Source organism: Chryseobacterium gallinarum (genome assembly GCF_001021975.1).
GTDB classification, from domain to species: Bacteria; Bacteroidota; Bacteroidia; order Flavobacteriales; family Weeksellaceae; genus Chryseobacterium; species Chryseobacterium gallinarum.
Genome location: NZ_CP009928.1, coordinates 2086134 through 2103039 on the forward strand (window position 1 = coordinate 2086134; position 16906 = coordinate 2103039).

Annotated in this window: 19 protein-coding genes; 10 read left to right on the forward strand and 9 right to left on the reverse strand. The window is 36.5% G+C overall.

Annotated features, from left to right (window positions below):
* The first annotated feature begins 128 nt into the window (after positions 1-128).
* From OK18_RS09360 to pth, 6 genes are all read left to right on the forward strand, one after another.
* Positions 129-950 carry a hypothetical protein gene (locus OK18_RS09360; protein WP_053327836.1) on the forward strand — a complete coding sequence of 274 codons (822 nt, stop codon included), beginning with the start codon at positions 129-131 and terminating at the stop codon, positions 948-950.
* A gap of 5 nt (positions 951-955) precedes the next feature.
* A complete protein-coding gene (locus OK18_RS09365; protein ID WP_053327837.1) occupies positions 956-1771 on the forward strand; it encodes a hypothetical protein in 816 nt (271 codons plus the stop codon).
* A gap of 9 nt (positions 1772-1780) precedes the next feature.
* On the forward strand, positions 1781-2521 hold the full coding sequence (locus OK18_RS09370; protein WP_053327838.1) for a hypothetical protein: 741 nt from the start codon (positions 1781-1783) through the stop codon (positions 2519-2521).
* 151 nt (positions 2522-2672) lie between these two features.
* The gene (locus OK18_RS09375) at positions 2673-3533 is read left to right on the forward strand and encodes a hypothetical protein (RefSeq protein WP_053327839.1); all 861 of its coding nucleotides are present in this window, start codon (positions 2673-2675) and stop codon (positions 3531-3533) included.
* Between the two features lie 98 nt (positions 3534-3631).
* A complete protein-coding gene (locus OK18_RS09380; protein ID WP_053327840.1) occupies positions 3632-4561 on the forward strand; it encodes a hypothetical protein in 930 nt (309 codons plus the stop codon).
* Positions 4562-4646: 85 nt separating this feature from the next.
* Positions 4647-5210 (forward strand): aminoacyl-tRNA hydrolase, encoded by a 564-nt coding sequence (gene pth / locus OK18_RS09385; protein ID WP_050020486.1) that lies wholly within the window; start codon positions 4647-4649, stop codon positions 5208-5210.
* A gap of 155 nt (positions 5211-5365) precedes the next feature.
* On the opposite strand, the gene OK18_RS09390 is transcribed toward pth, so the two are convergent.
* From OK18_RS09390 to OK18_RS09420, 7 genes are all read right to left on the reverse strand, one after another.
* Entirely contained in the window at positions 5366-6001 is a 636-nt protein-coding gene (locus OK18_RS09390) for a carbonic anhydrase (protein ID WP_050020487.1), read from the reverse strand.
* A 44-nt stretch (positions 6002-6045) separates the two neighbouring features.
* On the reverse strand, positions 6046-7638 hold the full coding sequence (locus OK18_RS09395) for a SulP family inorganic anion transporter (RefSeq protein ID WP_050020488.1): 1593 nt from the start codon (positions 7636-7638) through the stop codon (positions 6046-6048).
* Between the two features lie 149 nt (positions 7639-7787).
* A complete protein-coding gene (locus OK18_RS09400; RefSeq protein ID WP_053327841.1) occupies positions 7788-8087 on the reverse strand; it encodes a hypothetical protein in 300 nt (99 codons plus the stop codon).
* 23 nt (positions 8088-8110) lie between these two features.
* The gene (locus tag OK18_RS09405) at positions 8111-8779 is read right to left on the reverse strand and encodes a carbonic anhydrase (RefSeq protein WP_053327842.1); all 669 of its coding nucleotides are present in this window, start codon (positions 8777-8779) and stop codon (positions 8111-8113) included.
* A 295-nt stretch (positions 8780-9074) separates the two neighbouring features.
* Complete coding sequence (locus OK18_RS09410; RefSeq protein ID WP_053327843.1) at positions 9075-9629, reverse strand: serine O-acetyltransferase; 555 nt, start codon at positions 9627-9629, stop codon at positions 9075-9077.
* A 9-nt stretch (positions 9630-9638) separates the two neighbouring features.
* Entirely contained in the window at positions 9639-10790 is a 1152-nt protein-coding gene (locus OK18_RS09415) for a glycosyltransferase (RefSeq protein ID WP_053327844.1), read from the reverse strand.
* The gene (locus tag OK18_RS09420; protein ID WP_053327845.1) at positions 10791-11354 is read right to left on the reverse strand and encodes an acyltransferase; all 564 of its coding nucleotides are present in this window, start codon (positions 11352-11354) and stop codon (positions 10791-10793) included.
* Positions 11355-11395: 41 nt separating this feature from the next.
* Between OK18_RS09420 and OK18_RS09425 the strand changes: the two genes are divergently transcribed.
* On the forward strand, positions 11396-12370 hold the full coding sequence (locus tag OK18_RS09425; protein ID WP_050020492.1) for a 3-oxoacyl-ACP synthase III family protein: 975 nt from the start codon (positions 11396-11398) through the stop codon (positions 12368-12370).
* 25 nt (positions 12371-12395) lie between these two features.
* Positions 12396-12632, forward strand: a complete 237-nt coding sequence (locus tag OK18_RS09430) for a phosphopantetheine-binding protein (protein ID WP_157837417.1) — start codon at positions 12396-12398, stop codon at positions 12630-12632.
* Positions 12633-12646: 14 nt separating this feature from the next.
* On the opposite strand, the gene OK18_RS09435 is transcribed toward OK18_RS09430, so the two are convergent.
* Complete coding sequence (locus tag OK18_RS09435; RefSeq protein WP_053327846.1) at positions 12647-13810, reverse strand: glycosyltransferase; 1164 nt, start codon at positions 13808-13810, stop codon at positions 12647-12649.
* The gene (locus OK18_RS09440; protein ID WP_050020495.1) at positions 13810-14649 is read right to left on the reverse strand and encodes a glycosyltransferase family 2 protein; all 840 of its coding nucleotides are present in this window, start codon (positions 14647-14649) and stop codon (positions 13810-13812) included. The genes OK18_RS09435 and OK18_RS09440 overlap by 1 nt, the downstream gene beginning before the upstream one ends.
* Positions 14650-14921: 272 nt before the next feature.
* Here OK18_RS09440 and OK18_RS09445 point away from each other — a divergent pair, with 272 nt between their 5' ends.
* Both OK18_RS09445 and OK18_RS09450 read left to right on the forward strand, forming a co-directional pair.
* Entirely contained in the window at positions 14922-15692 is a 771-nt protein-coding gene (locus OK18_RS09445) for a class I SAM-dependent methyltransferase (RefSeq protein WP_053327847.1), read from the forward strand.
* A gap of 138 nt (positions 15693-15830) precedes the next feature.
* Positions 15831-16859 (forward strand): acyltransferase family protein, encoded by a 1029-nt coding sequence (locus OK18_RS09450; protein WP_053327848.1) that lies wholly within the window; start codon positions 15831-15833, stop codon positions 16857-16859.
* The last annotated feature ends 47 nt before the right edge of the window (positions 16860-16906 follow it).

Here is a 16906-nt window from a genome sequence, read left to right on the forward strand (position 1 = left end):
AGTTATGTAGAATTAATTCTACTTTTTTGTGTGATTAATTCGATAGCGTAATGTGTTTATTTCTATGGAGTTAAGGTGTGCTTTGGAAACTTTTTTGATTTGAAAATTGTACATTTGCAAACCTTATTATGAAAAAAACAATATATTGCTGCGTGACTGTATTTCTTTCAATCTATGCAGGCGCACAGGTGGGAATCGGGACTTCTAAACCAAAGTCTATGCTAGATATCAACGGAAAAACCACCTTAAGAAAAGAAATTAGAGTAGGAGGTACTTCAACCCAGGCGGGAGACGCGGGTTTGAATGGCCAGGTGTTGGTTTCTCAGGGAGAGGGTTTACCCCCTGTCTGGAAATCGTTGAATGTTTCCTTTATGGAAGAGGGGCAATACAAATTGATTAATTCGTATTTGTCGTCAGATCAAACTGGAATTATTACCCTTTCTAATGGCGTTGCCGGAGATAATGTGTACAAGAATAATGTTGGGGATGATATCACGGATACAAGCAAAGGTAAATGGGAAAAAATTACAGGTCTTGAAAACAATTTTACCATTAAAAACGGAAAAAACAGACTTACATATCAATTCCAGACGGGGGTTGAAATGAAAGCCGCTTCTTCAACTGTTTCATCCAATATCAGGTTTGCCTGTGGGGTTTTCAGAAATGGTAAGCTCGTAGCCGTGCGTCCTGACAGGATTGCTTCTAATAATAATGCAGAAAAGAATGGTATCCAGGATTATATTTTCACTCTCAGTTATACCGAGCTGAATGTTCCTGTCGGTGCTCATAAAATTGAGATTGCCTGCAGAAAAATCGATACTTCCAACCTAAACTCACAGTTTGCAATAGGGCGTGATGTTCAGAGCTCAAATGGAATATCCAATGCATTTACCCTGGAATCCACAATGAAGATGGATGTTATTGAATATGTTACTTATAAAAACAATTAATCAGGATGAGAAAAATATTATCGACTTTGCTTCTTGCATCAGGACTGCTATTGTCAGCCCAGGTGGGGATAAATACAGATACTCCGAAAGCAACATTAGATGTAAACGGAGACATTAACTTCAGGAATAAAATTGTACTTCTTAATGCTACAGACAATACCCTCTCTGAAGGAAACAATGATCAGTTGTTGGTTTCACAGGGAGAAGGATATCCGCCTACATGGAAAACACTTCGTATTCCAGAGTATGAGCCCAATAAATTTTACCTGATATTCAACAACTCTTTTTCAGATAAAGTAGGGGTTAAATTTACCAATGGAGAGGAAGCTAATATGACATCTTCCCGGGGAGCAACATTTAATAAGGGAACCAATATCAGTAGCTTACAGGGCTTTAAGAAAATTGACGGACTTTCACAAACCATCAGTGTGTTCAGTACTCAAAGTAAGGCATACTTCCAATTTGAAACCGTAGTACAGGCTAATTTCGGCTCGAACGGAACCACTGATACTTCTATAGATTATGCCTGTGGAATTTTTGTAGATGATAAACTGGTGAATCTAAGACAGAGAAATTTAAAGGCAAGTAGTGCTAGCTATCCTTTCCTTACCCATAACCAGATCGGTATTGTAGAAAACCTTACTAAAGGAAATCATACGGTAAGTGTAGGATGTGCGAGACTGGCATCTTATGGAGATACTACTAAAACATTGGCTATAGGAACCAATACAAATACTAATATCAACGGATTTGTAGCTCAATCCTCATTAAAAGTTGATGTGTATGAAGTTCCGGAAGTGTTCAATCCGATCATCAATTAAAAACGAATTATGAAAGAAATATTTTTTGTTGTATCCTTGTTTGTTGCAGGATGTATAAACGCCCAGGTGGGGATTAAAACAACAGATCCGGTTAATATGCTGGATGTTAACGGGGATATCAATATCAGAAAAGAATTAAGAACAGGAGGGACCAATTTGCTGAAAGGCTCCGCAGGAAACGCAGGGGATATTTTTCATAATAATTCTTCTATGGCGGCCAACGACTGGAAGAATATTAAAATTGCAGACGGGCAAGGCAGTATGTCTTTGTTTTCCATCAATACGGTTGCGGATCAGACAGGAGTTTCATTCAATACCAGTGGAAGTGCCGTCCCTTATAACGAAAATGATGCCTTAACAGGAAACTGGACGGTGCTGCCTGGAGCTACGGATACATTCTCCGTGACGAATGCAACGAATAAAGTAACATTTTCGTTCCAGACCACGGCGCAAAAAACAAATAACGGTTCTGCCTCTGCGAGTTTTGCGTGTGGAGTTTTTGTAGATGATAGACTTAAAGCGGTAAGAACAGATGTATTGCTGGGAGAAAGCGGAGCATACAAGATCTTTAACCTTAATGCCACTTTGGCGAATCTTGTCCCCAAAAACAAATATGTTGTAAAGGTAGCATGTATCAACAGAACCCTTAACAATACGACCCTTGGTATAGGCAGAGCAGTAAACACCAATTTTTTAAGCAGTGATATGTCGCAATCTGTATTGACAGTCTCTGTACTGCAGCCTTACTAATTTTCATAATAATGCAATAATTAAAATCTAAAAACGTTATGTTTTTAGATTTTTTCTGTTTATTAAGACTGTTTGTTGTGAATTTGTTTGAATAAATTAGAGGCTGTTATCAAAAATTGAATTATATTTGAACGTGCTAAAATTATTTTATATGGCAAAAAACTATTTTCTTAAAATTTTCGCCGGCTTTGCTTTGCTGGGCTTGCTGGCTTCATGTAATACGACTTCAGATCCCACCGAATCCATACCCAATCCTGATGAAGGAGCGCCACCCCAAAAGATTCTGTCAAAGGTGAGTGTGAACGCCAGTTCTGAAGAAGAATTTGTTACCACTGCAGGAGTTCTGGAAAAAGCAGTCTTCAAAGATGAAGTGAATACCAATGCCAATTATACAGGAACGGTAACTTATACCAACAAGAAAATAACCAATATCAAATTTGTAAGTACAGCCTCTACCAGTATGAATTACACATTTGATATTACCCCCGATGGTAAGGGGAATATTTATAACGCTTCTTGTGTGGCCACTTCTGTGAATGCGGGAGCAGCCTATGTAAGTGATCTTGCCTTTACTTACGATACTGCCGGGAAACTTACCAAAGTTCTTGAAAAAAGAAAGGTTGGTGGAATAACAGCTTATAATGTATTTGTAGAAAATCTATTTACCTATTCAGGGGAGAATATAGCCCAGGTTACAGTATCTAAAGGAATGTTGGATATCAATGGAACACCGAATATGGCAACAGCAGTAGTGAGTAAATATAGTTTTCAGAACTATGATACCCAGAAAAGCCCATATTCTACATTACCGAAACCGTTTTTTATCATAAGAGGCCTGATCAGTCCGGGTCATTTGTATAAAGCTTCCCCGAATAACCCTACGTCAAAGTATTTCCAGCTGCCGTCACCTGCTGCACCTGTAAATACTGCACAAACCTATTCTTATGACCAGCAAGGGTATCCACTTGTTGAGAAAAACCAGAATATTGTATTTACCTATAAAAACCTATAGTGGGAATATCTTTATGAATCTCATTGGAATATAAATAATTCTATAATTTTTTTGTCAAAAAAAATTATATTTGTGAAAAAATAATCAACCCCCAGGAAATGAAACAACTTTTCTATTTTATTTTATTAATAGCAGGCCTTTCTTCAGTACATTCATGTAAGAGTTTATTGGATGAGGATGGAGATCCTTTACTGGATCTGAACAATAATACCGGCCTGACCGGGCCCAGAGCTTTATATAGAGAAATTACTGATAAAGATACGTTGGCAGAATACCATTACAGTGGTCTTCTTGTGACAAAAGTACTTACCGATAGCGCATCAGTTACTGATATTATGTATAGTGGCGACAAAATAAGCCAGGTTACTTTCAATGGCTTTCTAGATCTGGATGGAAATGGAAAGCTGGATAAAGACAGTGTATCCTACACACAATTATTTACTTATGTTAATAATAAACTGGATGTCATCTCTGAAACACGTTTTATTTTTAGAAGAACACCTCCGGTTCCACCGGCAACAACCCCTGGCCCTCAGACATTATTGAGAAAGGAAAAATCGCATTACAAAATCGAATTCAACGCTACTACGGGTAAACTGGAATCTATTGTTATGGAAAACGGACCGGAAATTACCGGACAGCAATTTGCCTTTACAGACTATTCCAATACGACATATACCTATTCAGGAGACAATGTATCTAAAGTAGTAAGACATTACGGGCCAATGGCAGGTGGTATACACGGTGCGGCTAACAGAAAATACAGCTACGAGTATTTTGCGTATGATAATGAGATCAGCCCGTTCACATTATTGCCGCAGGCTTATAAAATCTCAAGGCTGTTGTCTACCATTATTAATGATAAGGAGAGCCTTATATTATCTCCAAACAATCCCAAGAGATGGTCGGCAACTGACCTAATGCCACCGGTTCCGACTCCGGTTGTAAAAAGTACTAACTACGTATATGATCCTCAAACCTATATGACAAAAGGGTATGGTGTGAATTACATTTACAAACCGCAATAAAATAATTTTTTTAATAATACAACAACTCAATCTGCCAGGATTGAGTTTTTTATTTTTTATCTCTTAATTTTGCAAAAAATTTCTGATGAAATATTTAATCGTTGGGCTGGGTAACAAAGGCTCTGAATATGAAAATACACGACATAATATAGGATTTAAAGTAGCCGAAAAAATAGCTGATGCTCTCGGCACCTCATTCAATACAGCTAATTTTGGCTGGATGGCTGAAGGAAAATATAAAGGAAGAAAAGTTTTTGTTCTTAAACCGGATACCTATATGAACCTTTCCGGAAATGCCGTGAAATACTGGATGCAAAAAGAGAATATTCCTTTAGAAAATGTATTGATTGTAACGGATGATCTGGCTCTTCCTTTTGGAACTTTAAGAATGAAAGGAAAAGGATCTGATGCAGGTCATAATGGTCTTAAAAGCATTAATGAAATGCTGCAGACTCAAAATTATGCTAGACTACGTTTCGGAATTTCCGCAGATTTTGCAGCAGGCCGACAGGTAGATTATGTCCTTGGCACATGGAATGAAGAAGAAGCTGAGAAACTTCCGGAAAGAATTGAAACTTTCTCTAAGGCAAGTCTTTCTTTTGTTTTTGCAGGGATCAATAATACGATGTCTGCATTTAATGGTAAGTAAGTTAACTTGAATAACTCCACTCGGTTTATACAATAAAGGCCATCGGATTCCGATGGCCTTCTGATGTGCTTTAAAAATTAATTTCCAATCAATTTATCTGAGCTATGCTCTGTTTATGTATTATTTTTTTGTAACTAGCTGTGAATGCTGAAGGTCTATAACCAGGTTACAGCACCTGTTTCAACATCATAATTCGCTCCCACGATTTTGATTTTACCTTCTTCTTCAAGTTTTTTAAGTGTTGAACTTTGTTTGCGGATTTCTTCAATGGCATTCCTTACGTTCTGCTGGTTAAGTCTTTCTAATAGCGAGCTGTTTTTTGATGAACGTTCTTCATTTTCTTCGATCACCTGGTCAATGATTGGGCTGAAATGATTGATGAGGTGATTAAGATTATCCATTCCCAAACCTTCAATCTGAGCAGCGTCAAGACCTCCTTTTAAAGCTCCGCACTTAGTATGGCCTAAAACGACAATCAATTTGGAACCGGCAACGTTACATCCGAATTCCATTGAGCCCAGGATATCCTGGTTCACAAAATTACCGGCAATTCTGATACTGAAAATATCTCCCAATCCCTGATCAAAGATCAGCTCTGCAGAAGTACGGCTATCTATACAGCTTAAAACCACAGCAAATGGCCATTGCCCTTCACGGGTAGCATTTACCTGTTCCAGAAGATCCCTGTTTGCTTTAAGATTATTGACGAACCTTTGGTTTCCTTCTTTTAGAAACTCTAATGCTTTTTCAGGAGTAATTGTCGACTGTGTTTCGTATGTATGTGCTTTCATATAATGTTTTCGAATTTTAAAGTTAAAATTAATTGATAATGAGCTTACATCGCTCTTTTATGGGTAATCAGAATATGAGAATCCTCACTTCTTTCATAATCCCTGTATGATGTTTTAAAACCTAAAAGCTCTACATTGATGTCTTCTTCCTTGGCCCGGATATTGGCAAAATCCTGGATCATTTCCAGAACATCTGTTGCAATATAAGAGGTTTCTTTTGCATCAATAGTTACTGTAGAGTTGGGTTTAATGTTTTTAAGGGTTTTTTTAATGGCGGCTTTGTTTAAGAATGAAACTTCTTCCGCCAGCTTGATTTTGATTCCGTCTGCATTGTCCAGTTTTTCTCTGCTTAAATAATAAGCTCTTTTCATATTTCCCTGAAGAATGTAGAAAATAGAGATGGCAAGACCAATTCCGACACCTTTTAACAAATCAGTTGCTACTACAGCTACCACAGTTGCGATAAATGGAACAAACTGGAATTTTCCAAGATGCCAGAAATGCTTGAAAGTAGCAGGTTTAGCCAATTTATATCCTACCAGAATCAATACAGCAGCCAGTGTTGCAAGCGGTATAAGGTTAAGAATGAAAGGAATGGTAAGAACGCATACAAGCAGCAATACCCCATGAATCATGGCAGAGACTTTGGAAGTTGCTCCTGCATTGGCATTTGCCGAACTTCTTACTACTACAGAAGTCATAGGAAGCCCTCCGATGAATGAGCTGATAAGGTTCCCTATCCCCTGAGCTTTAAGTTCAAGGTTGGTATCTGTAATTCTTCTTTGCCTGTCTAACCTGTCTGATGCTTCAATACAAAGTAAAGTCTCAATGGAAGCTACGATGGCAATAGTTGCTCCCACAATCCATACTTTAGGATTGGTGAAACCAGCAAAATCAGGCATAGTGATCAGGTTTTTGAAGTCATCCAGGGATGCTGGAACCGGTAAGGATACTAAATGTTCCTTTGAAATGGCTAAAGAACTTCCGGAAAGTTTGAATAATTCATTGATTAATATTCCGGCTGTTACAGCCACCAATGCTCCCGGCAACATTTTCAGTCTTTTTAAAGCCGGTATTTTATCCCATGCAATAAGAATTGCTACGGATACCAGGGTAATAAGGATCGCCCCAGGATGAATGGCTCCAAAAAGTTCCGTAAAATAATTGAAGTTGAGACCGTTATCGAATATTGATTCATGCCCTTCATAATCTTTATCAAAACCTAATGCATGAGGGATCTGTTTTAAAATAATGATGATCCCGATGGCGGCAAGCATTCCTTCAATAACGTTGTTGGGAAAATAATTGGAAATACTTCCAGCTCTTACAAATCCCAAAATCAGCTGGATAAGTCCTGCAATAATCCCGGCACAAAGGAAAAGTTCAAAGGCACCAAGGTCTGTTATTGCCGTTAATACAATTGCTGTTAAACCAGCGGCAGGACCTGAAACTGAAATATTTGAATTGCTGATCGCTCCTACAACCAGACCTCCTACAATACCCGCAATAATTCCGGATAACGGAGGAGCGCCGGAAGCTAAAGCGATTCCTAAGCACAAAGGCAGTGCTACTAAGAATACAACGAGCCCGGAAGGGAAATTCTCTTTGATTCCTCCTAATAATGATGTTTTTTTCATGATTTTTTGAAAAATAGTATAACTGATTGATTGATTTTAAACCTATCAATTATAAAAGATTGGAAAATTAATTTCAAAGCACAGGTGATATTCACGATCAGAAATGACGTGAACACCGTAATAAAAAATAATCTAATTATACTTTAAAATTAAGCTTCCGGAGGCGGAGAAAATATAGTAAGTAAAGGTGACAGATGAAAAGAATCATCGATCAGTATAAAGGATCCACCCTGAAGATCAGGTTCAGAAAACTTCAGATAATCAAACACATCCAAAGTTTTCGGAATCGCTTTTTCATAAACAATAAAAGAGGATGGATGAGAATGCGGTTCTTCTTCATTGACTATAATATTGGTTCTCAGAATATCCCAGCCTAATACCGCAGCAATGCTCGGCAGCGCTGTAAAATTCAGAAAGAACGTCAATACAATAATACTCCAGAATTTCATTTTACATTCTTTTTTAGAAAAAACTACTTGGTTTTTCTGCTCATGATCCAATCAGAACCGGTAAGGTTGTAGATTTTCTGAATATCTTTTAAGATTTTCTCAAAATCAATTTCCAAATCGATGATCTTACCTGTCCTAAGGTCAAATACCCAGCCATGTACAATAGGATGTTCTTCTAAGATATACCTTTCCTGTACGCAGGCCATTTTGATAACATTGATACATTGTTCCTGAACATTAAGCTCAACCAATCTATCATAACGCTTATCTTCATCTTCGATAGAATCCAGCTCAGCCTGGTGCAATCTGTAAACATCACGGATATTTCTCAGCCATGGATTCAGTAATCCTAAATCCTGGGGAGTCATCGCTGCTTTTACACCACCGCAGTTGTAATGGCCACATACGATAATGTGTTTTACTTTCAGATGTTCTACAGCATATTGAATAACTGCTGTGGAGCTCATGTCTAAAGTATTTACAACATTTGCAATGTTTCTGTGAACAAAAACCTCTCCTGGTTTTGCCCCCATCAATTCCTCTGCTGTAGCTCTACTGTCTGAACATCCTATATAAAGATAATCCGGATGCTGAGTTTTAGCCAATTCTTTAAAGAAGTTGGGATCTTCTGCCATCTTAGATTCTACCCATTTTTTATTGTTCTCAAAAATAACTTCGTACGATTGTGACATAATTTTAAATTTTAAAAGGCTTATAATTATTTATTTCGTTTAAATTATTTTTAAAATCAATAGACCGAATCAATAATTATGCAAAAATATACTTTTTGCTGAAAAACTATTCACTTTTAACAAAGTTTAATATTAAAATATGCTTAAAATCATATGTAATATGGCTATTATATGGCTGTTCAGATGAAGATCTGTTATGCAATAATTCAAACGTTAATAAACTATGATAAAATTACAAAGTAAAATTTACAAATTGAAATCTGATGATTAAAATATTCTTAATTTTTTTCGGATATCATACCTTGTTGTTGATATATGCTTTCGTAGCATCTAATGAAGGGTAGATTTTTCCCGGATTCCCCATAACCATAGAATCGGACGGAACATCAAAATTGACAAACGCATTGGGAGCGATCAATACATTGTTCCCGATATGGATGCTGCCTACTATAACTGCATTAGGGCCTATCCATACTTCATCACCAATCACAGGAAATCCTTCATTTTTTCCTCTGTTTTGCTGTCCTATGGTAACACCCTGAGCGATATTACAATTTTTCCCGATCCTGGTTTTAGGATTGATTACCAGTGCTCCCCAATGGCCCAGATAAAAACCTTCCCCAATCTCGGTTTCAGGGTAAATCTGGAAACCATATTTGATCTGGTAATGTCTTAACAGAAGCCTCCAGAATAAACCGGCAATAGATTTTTTTCTGTATTTCTGGGCTTTTCTAAGAATATAAACATAGTGTAGGTTAGGATTAATACATTTGGCCCAAATTTGAAAAGTGGAAAGCCACCGGCCACTTTCTCTGTAAAAATCTTTCTGTATTGCTGTGTAATCTGACATGACAAAATTTTATACTTTATCAATAATTTCCTGAAGATGAGCTACAGACTTTTGCAGGACAAAAGGCAGGTCGGTATTGGCTATTTCTTTTTCATAATGCCCGGCAAGTTCTTTTTGGGTAAGGATTTTTTTCATTCCTTCATAGATCCCTTCTTCTGAATTAGCGTTGATAATTCCAAGTTTTCCTTCCTGAAGCAGGTCCCTGATTCCTGAAACATCAGTAGAGATTACCGGTTTGTTCAGAATAAGGGCTTCGGCAATAATGGTAGGAAAACCTTCATGTCTTGAAGACATAATATAGAAATCCGACTGTTTTACATAAGGATAAGGATTGCTTCTGAATCCCAGCATTTTTACGGTCTCCTGAAGCCCCAGCTGATGAAGCTGGGATTGAATGTTTTCAAAGTCAAAGCCATCCCCAATGATGATAATCTGATGTTTCAGCCCTTCATCCATTAGTTTTTTATGAACATTCAGGAGCCTGTCATAGCCTTTTTGCGGATAAACGGTTCCTACCGTAACAAAGGTTGGAAGATCTTTTGAAAAAGGAAAATCATTAATCTTTATATCCGCTTTTTGTAAAGTATCCTCTTTGTCAATAGGGTTGTATATTTTAATGACAGACTGTTTTTCCCTTTCATTTTGGGCAAGCTTTTGCATTTCTTCTTTCAGCTTGTTTGAAATAACCAGTATTCTGTCGAATCTGAAAAATTGCCTGATAATATCCGGAGTATATTCTTTTAAATTGAAGATGTCATTTTGTATCCAGATTATTTTTTTTGAATGCTTCTGTGGGCTGGATAACAGCTCTTTGTACATTCCGTGGATGGCTGCTATTTCTACATCATATTTCTTATTTTTTAAAATAAATGTATATAACAGGGAAGGGAACCAGATGAACATTTTCTGATAAAGTACCCTGAAGGCTTTTACAGGAATTTCATGGGGCTTGTTGGTGGTGATCATTTCTCCTTTCAGCAGATAATGCAATTTGACCCATGATGGCACTTCTTTAATATACATGCCGGTATACAGATTGATCAGCAGGTCCACTTCGTATTTGTCTTCCGGAAGATTTTTGAGGAAGTTAATCAATACTTTTTCTGCTCCACCATGGCGCAGGGAACCTATTCTAATAAGGATTTTCTTTTTTTCAGACATTTATTTTTTTATAGGTTTATAGGTATGAGGGAGGTGTTCTTTTATATAAGCTTCTAATTTGGGTCTGTCCAGTTCCAGTTCTCTGGGGTACATCACGTTATTTTTTAACGCTTTATCTCCATATTCCTCGATGGTGCAGATATATTTTGCAGGAACTCCTGCATAGACTGTTCCGTCCGGCATAGAAGTCGTAAGTATAGATCCTGCTCCCAAAACGCAATTGTTTCCCATCTCTACCCCCAGCATGATAATCGTGTCGGCCCCGATTAAACATTGTTTGCCGATTTTTATTCTTCCGAATGCTCTCACATCTTTGTACTTTTCAAAAAAGTGTAAAGCATTATATCCGCCATCATGATTGATGAATCTTACATTGTTGGAAAATGTGGTTTCATCGCCTATTTCAATTAAAAAAGGCTCAGTTCCAAATTCCGGAACTTCTACAAAACGAACATTTTTTCCTACCTTTAGTCCTTTAGCAATACAAATTTTGAGATAAATTCTCTGGATAAGATATTGATAAGTGGTATGAATTTTTAATATAAGACGATATATGAATATCATTATTTACAATTTGTTTTTCTCTTACAAAGAAAAGAATTTATATGATAAAAATTTCTAAAATAGAATATTATTTGCCCGAACAAGTTCTTACCAATAAGGATTTGGAAAGAGAATTTCCTGAATGGAGTTCTGAAAGAATCAAGGAAAAAGTAGGAATTGCACAGCGTCATGTTTCTTCGGAAAATGAGACGGTATTGGATCTTGCCATACAATCTACAGAAAAGATTTTTAAGGATTACGACAGGAATGCTATTGATTTTATCCTCTTCTGTACTCAAAGTCCGGATTATTTTTTGCCGACTACCGCTTGTATTTTACAGGATAAACTGGGTTTAAGGAAGAATATCGGGGCTATGGATTTTAATCTGGGTTGTTCCGGGTTTGTTTATGGTCTTGCTTTTGCTAAGGGTTTAATTGCCGCGGGAATAGCCAAAAATATATTATTGGTCACCTCAGAGACCTATACCAAGCATATTCATCCCAAAGATAAAGGAAACCGTTGTATATTTGGGGATGCTTCTGCATCTGTCATTATTGAGAAAAATGAGGATGTTTCAGATTATCAGTTTTGCCTGGGTACCGATGGAAGTGGGGCTGAAAACCTTATTGTGAAAAAAGGGGCATTCCGGAGAGATTCTGAATTTAATCCGAATCACGAATTTGATCCGGAAAACCTCTATATGAATGGCCCGGAAATTTTTAATTTTACGATAGAAAATATCCCGGGACTGGTGAAAGAAACGATGGAACTTAATCAACTGACGATGGAGGATATTGATTATTTTGTCTTTCATCAGGCTAATTCATTTATGCTGAATTATCTGAGAAGAAAAATAAAAATACCTGCAGAGAAATTCTATATTGATATGGAAAACACAGGAAATACAGTTTCTGCAACAATTCCGATTGCATTGAAAAATATGATGGATAAAAAACTGTTGAAAAAAGGAGATAAAATTCTGATAGCTGGTTTTGGGGTGGGATATTCCTGGGGAGCTACGCTGCTGGAATTTTAAAATGATGAATCACAAATCAAAATATATGAAGACTTCCATTTTTTTAGAAAAATTACAAGAAGAATTAGGAGAAAGCCAGACACTTCATCTGGAAACCAGGCTGAAGGAACTGGAAAATTATGACTCAATCAGTTTCCTGTCGATTATTGCTTTCGTGGATGAAAATTTTAACCGGCAAATTGATACTGACCAATTCAAGGATATGGAAACTATCTCCGATTTGGTTACTATTATTGGTAAAGAAAACTTTGAAGATGAATAAACGAACGGTACAGGTTATTTTTGATGATAAAGTTCTTCTATAATCTGTTCCACAGCATTGAAAATCTTCTGATTGTCAAATTGATCTTCTATGGTTTCAAGGTTCTTTCTGATTCTGGCAATAAGTTCAGGATCAGAAAGAAAAATTTTCATAGCTTCATACATTTCATTAGTGTCATAGTTAATCAGGTAGCCTGTTTCACGGTCCCTGATCATAATACCAACATCACCGGTATCTGTAGCGATGATAGGCTTCTGAAGAATCAGCGCTTCAGCAATGACTAATGGCCAGGCTTCAGACTCAGAAGGAAGAATGAAATAATCCGCATTCTTGATATAAGGGTAAGGATTCATTTTATTGCCACATAGTATAAATGTTTCCTGAACATTATTAGCCTTAATCTGTTCCGTCAGATTTTTCATTTCCTCACCGCTTCCAAGTACTAAAACAGTGTGGTGAAATCCTTCATCAATAAGTTTTTTATGGGCATCAATGAGCTTATGGTATCCTTTTCTATGGTGAAGCCTTCCTACAGATACAAAAACAGGCCCCTCAGGAAGAGACTCTATTTTTTCCTCAGCTTTTCTTTTGATTTCTTCCAAAGGAATGGCATTAATCACGACACTTTCTGCTGGATACTGTAAATCCGGATAATAGCGGTGCATCATTTCCTTAATCCTTTGGGAGCAGTAGATCATATGGTCGAACTTCGGAAAATTTTCAATAATCTCAGGAACCAATGGCTGCAGGGCAGGTAAATTGATCTCTGAATGAAACCATCCTATTTTTTTGGAAGCTTTATTGCTGGAATTATTAACCGAAGAGAAGGTGGAATAGGAGGGTGCAATTTCCACATCAAACTTTTTATTTCCTAAGATGCGGTCAGATATTTTAGCATTTTTTAAGGCTCTTGAAAGTTTTAGCCTTCTGCGGATAAGCTGCAGTTTATGAATCAGAGGATTTTGAGAAAAATTTTCTTTTCCTTGTGTAAGGTATACTTTTTTTACATGTGCAGGAATTTCGTTACGAAGCTCTCCCTGGTTCATATTGAGGAATATTGTGATCTCAAATTTGTCAGGATTAAGATTATTGAGCATACTGAGTATAACTTTTTCCACACCACCCATCTCCATAGACCGGTGTCTGAAAAGAACTTTTATTTTCTTATTTTCTGACATTATCTGAAAAGTTTTTGTAAAGTAATAGAGATTTTTTTCTTGATCCTGTATAAAATGCCGTTTTTATAATCCAGAAGGGTAAAAATCTCCTTATGGTCATTATATTTTTCCGGGATTTTTTTTCCATTGATGCTTTTGAGGTTTCTTCTCTTCATGGTATCAAAAATAACCCGGGCAAAATAATCGTAAGATTTTGTTTTATTGCTGTTTTGAGAGATTCCTCCGGCATGTGCCCTGTAAAGGTAATTGGTTTCGTTGATGAAATAGACATCTCCCTTTTCATACATCTTTAAATACAGATCCTGATCTTCTGCAATCCTCAATTCCGGATTCATTTTTTCGGTTGTTTCATAAACATTCTTTCTGAATGTGGTAAAGTGACCAATCTGGATAGGATAATTGAAAAAATAAGGATCTCCGTTTTTTACCTGCATTGCCGATTTGAATGGGGCAACAGGATTAAGGTCTTTGTCACATGCCATGAATCGCGAGTAAGTAAGCACTACCTTCTTCTTACGTTTAAAAACATTGATGGCGGATTCAAGGGCAGTGGGAAGGATAGCATCATCCGGGTCTACAAAGCCACAGATTTCTCCTGAAGCCAGCTCAATAAGTTTACTTTTTGTAACGCCTACACCGGAGTTTTTTTTATTTTCAAAAAACTGAAACTTTTCATTTCCTGCAATAATCTTCTGTATCTGTTCTTTTTGGTTTTCTGAAGAACCGTCGTCCAGAATAATGGCTTCCCAATCAGGATAGGTCTGGTTGAGTATGGAGTCATAGCATTCCTTGAACAATGCAGCATTATTGTAGTGAGCTATAAGTATGGAAAACTTCATATGGTTTTAAACGTATTGAAATTAATTTCTGCTTTCCGTTACTTTTGCTATATCTGTAAATTCCGGTGTTGTTCAGCACATAAAATAGATAAGTTGTTGGGCCATCAACGGGGAGTAAATTGTTCATTGAAAAATGAAGTCCTGATTCTGTAACGGCATTTTTCATAGCGGGAAAGTAGATGTCATTTTTTCATTTGAGTTTCACAAATATAACCTGTTTTTAGATAAATGAAAAAAAAATCTCTATTTTTGTTTTTATTAAAGTTAACACAGTGAGTGAAATAACAAGAGTTCTCAAAACTTTTATAGGATATCTGAAAAGGCCTGATCTTTATCCGGAACTGGGCCGGAAAATTATTAAAAATACAGTTAATAGAGGCAATGCGTTTAAAGGGAAGGAAAAGACAAACTCCTGGGCTGCTGAAAGGGCTGTATCACAGGAAGAAGCTATTTCCACACTTTTTGGGTTTGAGATAAATCGTTTTCGTGACGAGTTTCGTAATGTTTTGACAGATGCTGCTCAAAGGGAAAAGGAATGTCCTGTAAAAATGGGAGGCCCTGGTGCTCTGGAGCTGATTTATTATGCTTGTGAGTTTGCCAGTGCCCAAAAAGTTGTAGAAACAGGAGTAGCCTACGGATGGTCTTCTTTAGCGAGTCTTTTATCCCTGGCTAAAAGAAATGGAACGCTGTACAGTTCAGATATGCCATATCTTGCCCAGGATGGTGACCAGTATGTAGGATATGTAGTTCCTGAAAATCTCAGAAGCCACTGGAAGTTATTCCGTTTTGCGGACAAGGAATCATTGCCTAAAATATTTTCTGAAAATCCGGTATTCGATGTTCTTCATTATGATTCTGATAAAAGCTATAATGGAAGGGTGTGGGCTTATAATGAGCTTTACAAACACCTGAAAAAAGGAGGAGTGTTCATTAGTGATGATATCGGAGATAATTCTGCTTATCAGGATTTTTGTGAAAAGAATAATATAGAGACCACCGTAGTAGAATACGAAGGAAAATACATCGGCGTTTTTATTAAATAAATATTTCCTCTGATGAGGCTTAGAAACTGCTGTTTTTGTTTGTCTGAAATTTAATTGTGAACTATTGTTGAAATGAAATATATCTGGATAAAGAAACGTTTAACTCAAGCTTATAATGTGACTGTTTAAGCAGTTTTTATGAAAATTAGTCAGATTACATTTACCAGATTCATTGCTGCGATGGCAATTGTCATTTCACATTTTAACAAAGAGCTGTTTCTCTATAAAATAGATTATATTTCAAATATTTTTCTGAAAGCCAATGTAGGAGTAAGCTATTTCTTTATTCTTTCCGGTTTTATTATGATTGTTGCCTATCATAGGAAAGATAAGATTGAATTTCTTGATTATTATAAAAACAGGTTTGCAAGAATTTACCCGTTGTATGTGGTAGGACTATTGCTTTACCTGATAACAAGATATTCAAACTTCACTGTTTACAAAGGGATTTTGTATTTATTAGGACTGCAGAGCTGGATTCCCGGGGAAGCCATGATTCTGAACTTCCCGGGCTGGTCTATTTCTGTAGAATTTTTATTTTACCTTATTTTTCCAGTACTTTATAATTATTTTTATTCCAAAAACAACAAAAGTGTCTGGGTAATTACTGTAATCATCTGGATCATTACACAGGTATTTTCTAACCTGTATGCAGGATCTTCCTATTATCAGGGACCTCATACGGAAAGCCACGAGTTTCTGTATTATTTTCCGTTGATGCATATTAATGAATTTTTAGCAGGTAACCTTGCGGGAATCTTTTTTATAAAACACTCTGCCCCGAAGAATTATGATATTCCTGTAGTTGTAGTCTTCATCCTTATCCTGTTATCGCTCATTTTTGTTCCGCTTTTTTATCACAATGGTCTGATGGCTCTTTTATTTATTCCGCTTATTATTTTGATATCCAGGAATAATGGTATGCTGACTCAATTATTTTCATTAAAGCCTCTGGAGTATTTGGGAGAGGCCAGTTATGCTGTCTATATTACCCATATTCCTGTTTTGTATATTTTGAGAGAGATTCTGAAATGGAGAAAATATGAACTTACTATAGATTATATTTTTTGGATTTATATGGTTGTTGTAATTATTACTTCAATTTTATTTTATCAATTTATTGAAAAACCATCGAGAGACTATCTGAAAAAGTTGAATATCAGATAAAAATTTTTATTTTTGTAATAAAGTAAACACAATTATGGAAATCAAAA

Coding starts and splice junctions, on each gene's coding strand:
- OK18_RS09360 (WP_053327836.1), top strand. CDS start 129: ATGAAAAAAACAATATATTGCTGCGTGACTGTATTTCTTTCAATCTAT.
- pth (WP_050020486.1), top strand. CDS start 4,647: ATGAAATATTTAATCGTTGGGCTGGGTAACAAAGGCTCTGAATATGAA.
- OK18_RS09440 (WP_050020495.1), bottom strand. CDS start 14,649: ATGAAGTTTTCCATACTTATAGCTCACTACAATAATGCTGCATTGTTC.
- OK18_RS09425 (WP_050020492.1), top strand. CDS start 11,396: ATGATAAAAATTTCTAAAATAGAATATTATTTGCCCGAACAAGTTCTT.
- OK18_RS09400 (WP_053327841.1), bottom strand. CDS start 8,087: ATGAAATTCTGGAGTATTATTGTATTGACGTTCTTTCTGAATTTTACA.
- OK18_RS09450 (WP_053327848.1), top strand. CDS start 15,831: ATGAAAATTAGTCAGATTACATTTACCAGATTCATTGCTGCGATGGCA.
- OK18_RS09405 (WP_053327842.1), bottom strand. CDS start 8,779: ATGTCACAATCGTACGAAGTTATTTTTGAGAACAATAAAAAATGGGTA.
- OK18_RS09390 (WP_050020487.1), bottom strand. CDS start 6,001: ATGAAAGCACATACATACGAAACACAGTCGACAATTACTCCTGAAAAA.
- OK18_RS09380 (WP_053327840.1), top strand. CDS start 3,632: ATGAAACAACTTTTCTATTTTATTTTATTAATAGCAGGCCTTTCTTCA.
- OK18_RS09370 (WP_053327838.1), top strand. CDS start 1,781: ATGAAAGAAATATTTTTTGTTGTATCCTTGTTTGTTGCAGGATGTATA.
- OK18_RS09365 (WP_053327837.1), top strand. CDS start 956: ATGAGAAAAATATTATCGACTTTGCTTCTTGCATCAGGACTGCTATTG.
- OK18_RS09375 (WP_053327839.1), top strand. CDS start 2,673: ATGGCAAAAAACTATTTTCTTAAAATTTTCGCCGGCTTTGCTTTGCTG.
- OK18_RS09435 (WP_053327846.1), bottom strand. CDS start 13,810: ATGTCAGAAAATAAGAAAATAAAAGTTCTTTTCAGACACCGGTCTATG.
- OK18_RS09410 (WP_053327843.1), bottom strand. CDS start 9,629: ATGTCAGATTACACAGCAATACAGAAAGATTTTTACAGAGAAAGTGGC.
- OK18_RS09415 (WP_053327844.1), bottom strand. CDS start 10,790: ATGTCTGAAAAAAAGAAAATCCTTATTAGAATAGGTTCCCTGCGCCAT.
- OK18_RS09395 (WP_050020488.1), bottom strand. CDS start 7,638: ATGAAAAAAACATCATTATTAGGAGGAATCAAAGAGAATTTCCCTTCC.
- OK18_RS09420 (WP_053327845.1), bottom strand. CDS start 11,354: ATGATATTCATATATCGTCTTATATTAAAAATTCATACCACTTATCAA.
- OK18_RS09430 (WP_157837417.1), top strand. CDS start 12,396: ATGAAGACTTCCATTTTTTTAGAAAAATTACAAGAAGAATTAGGAGAA.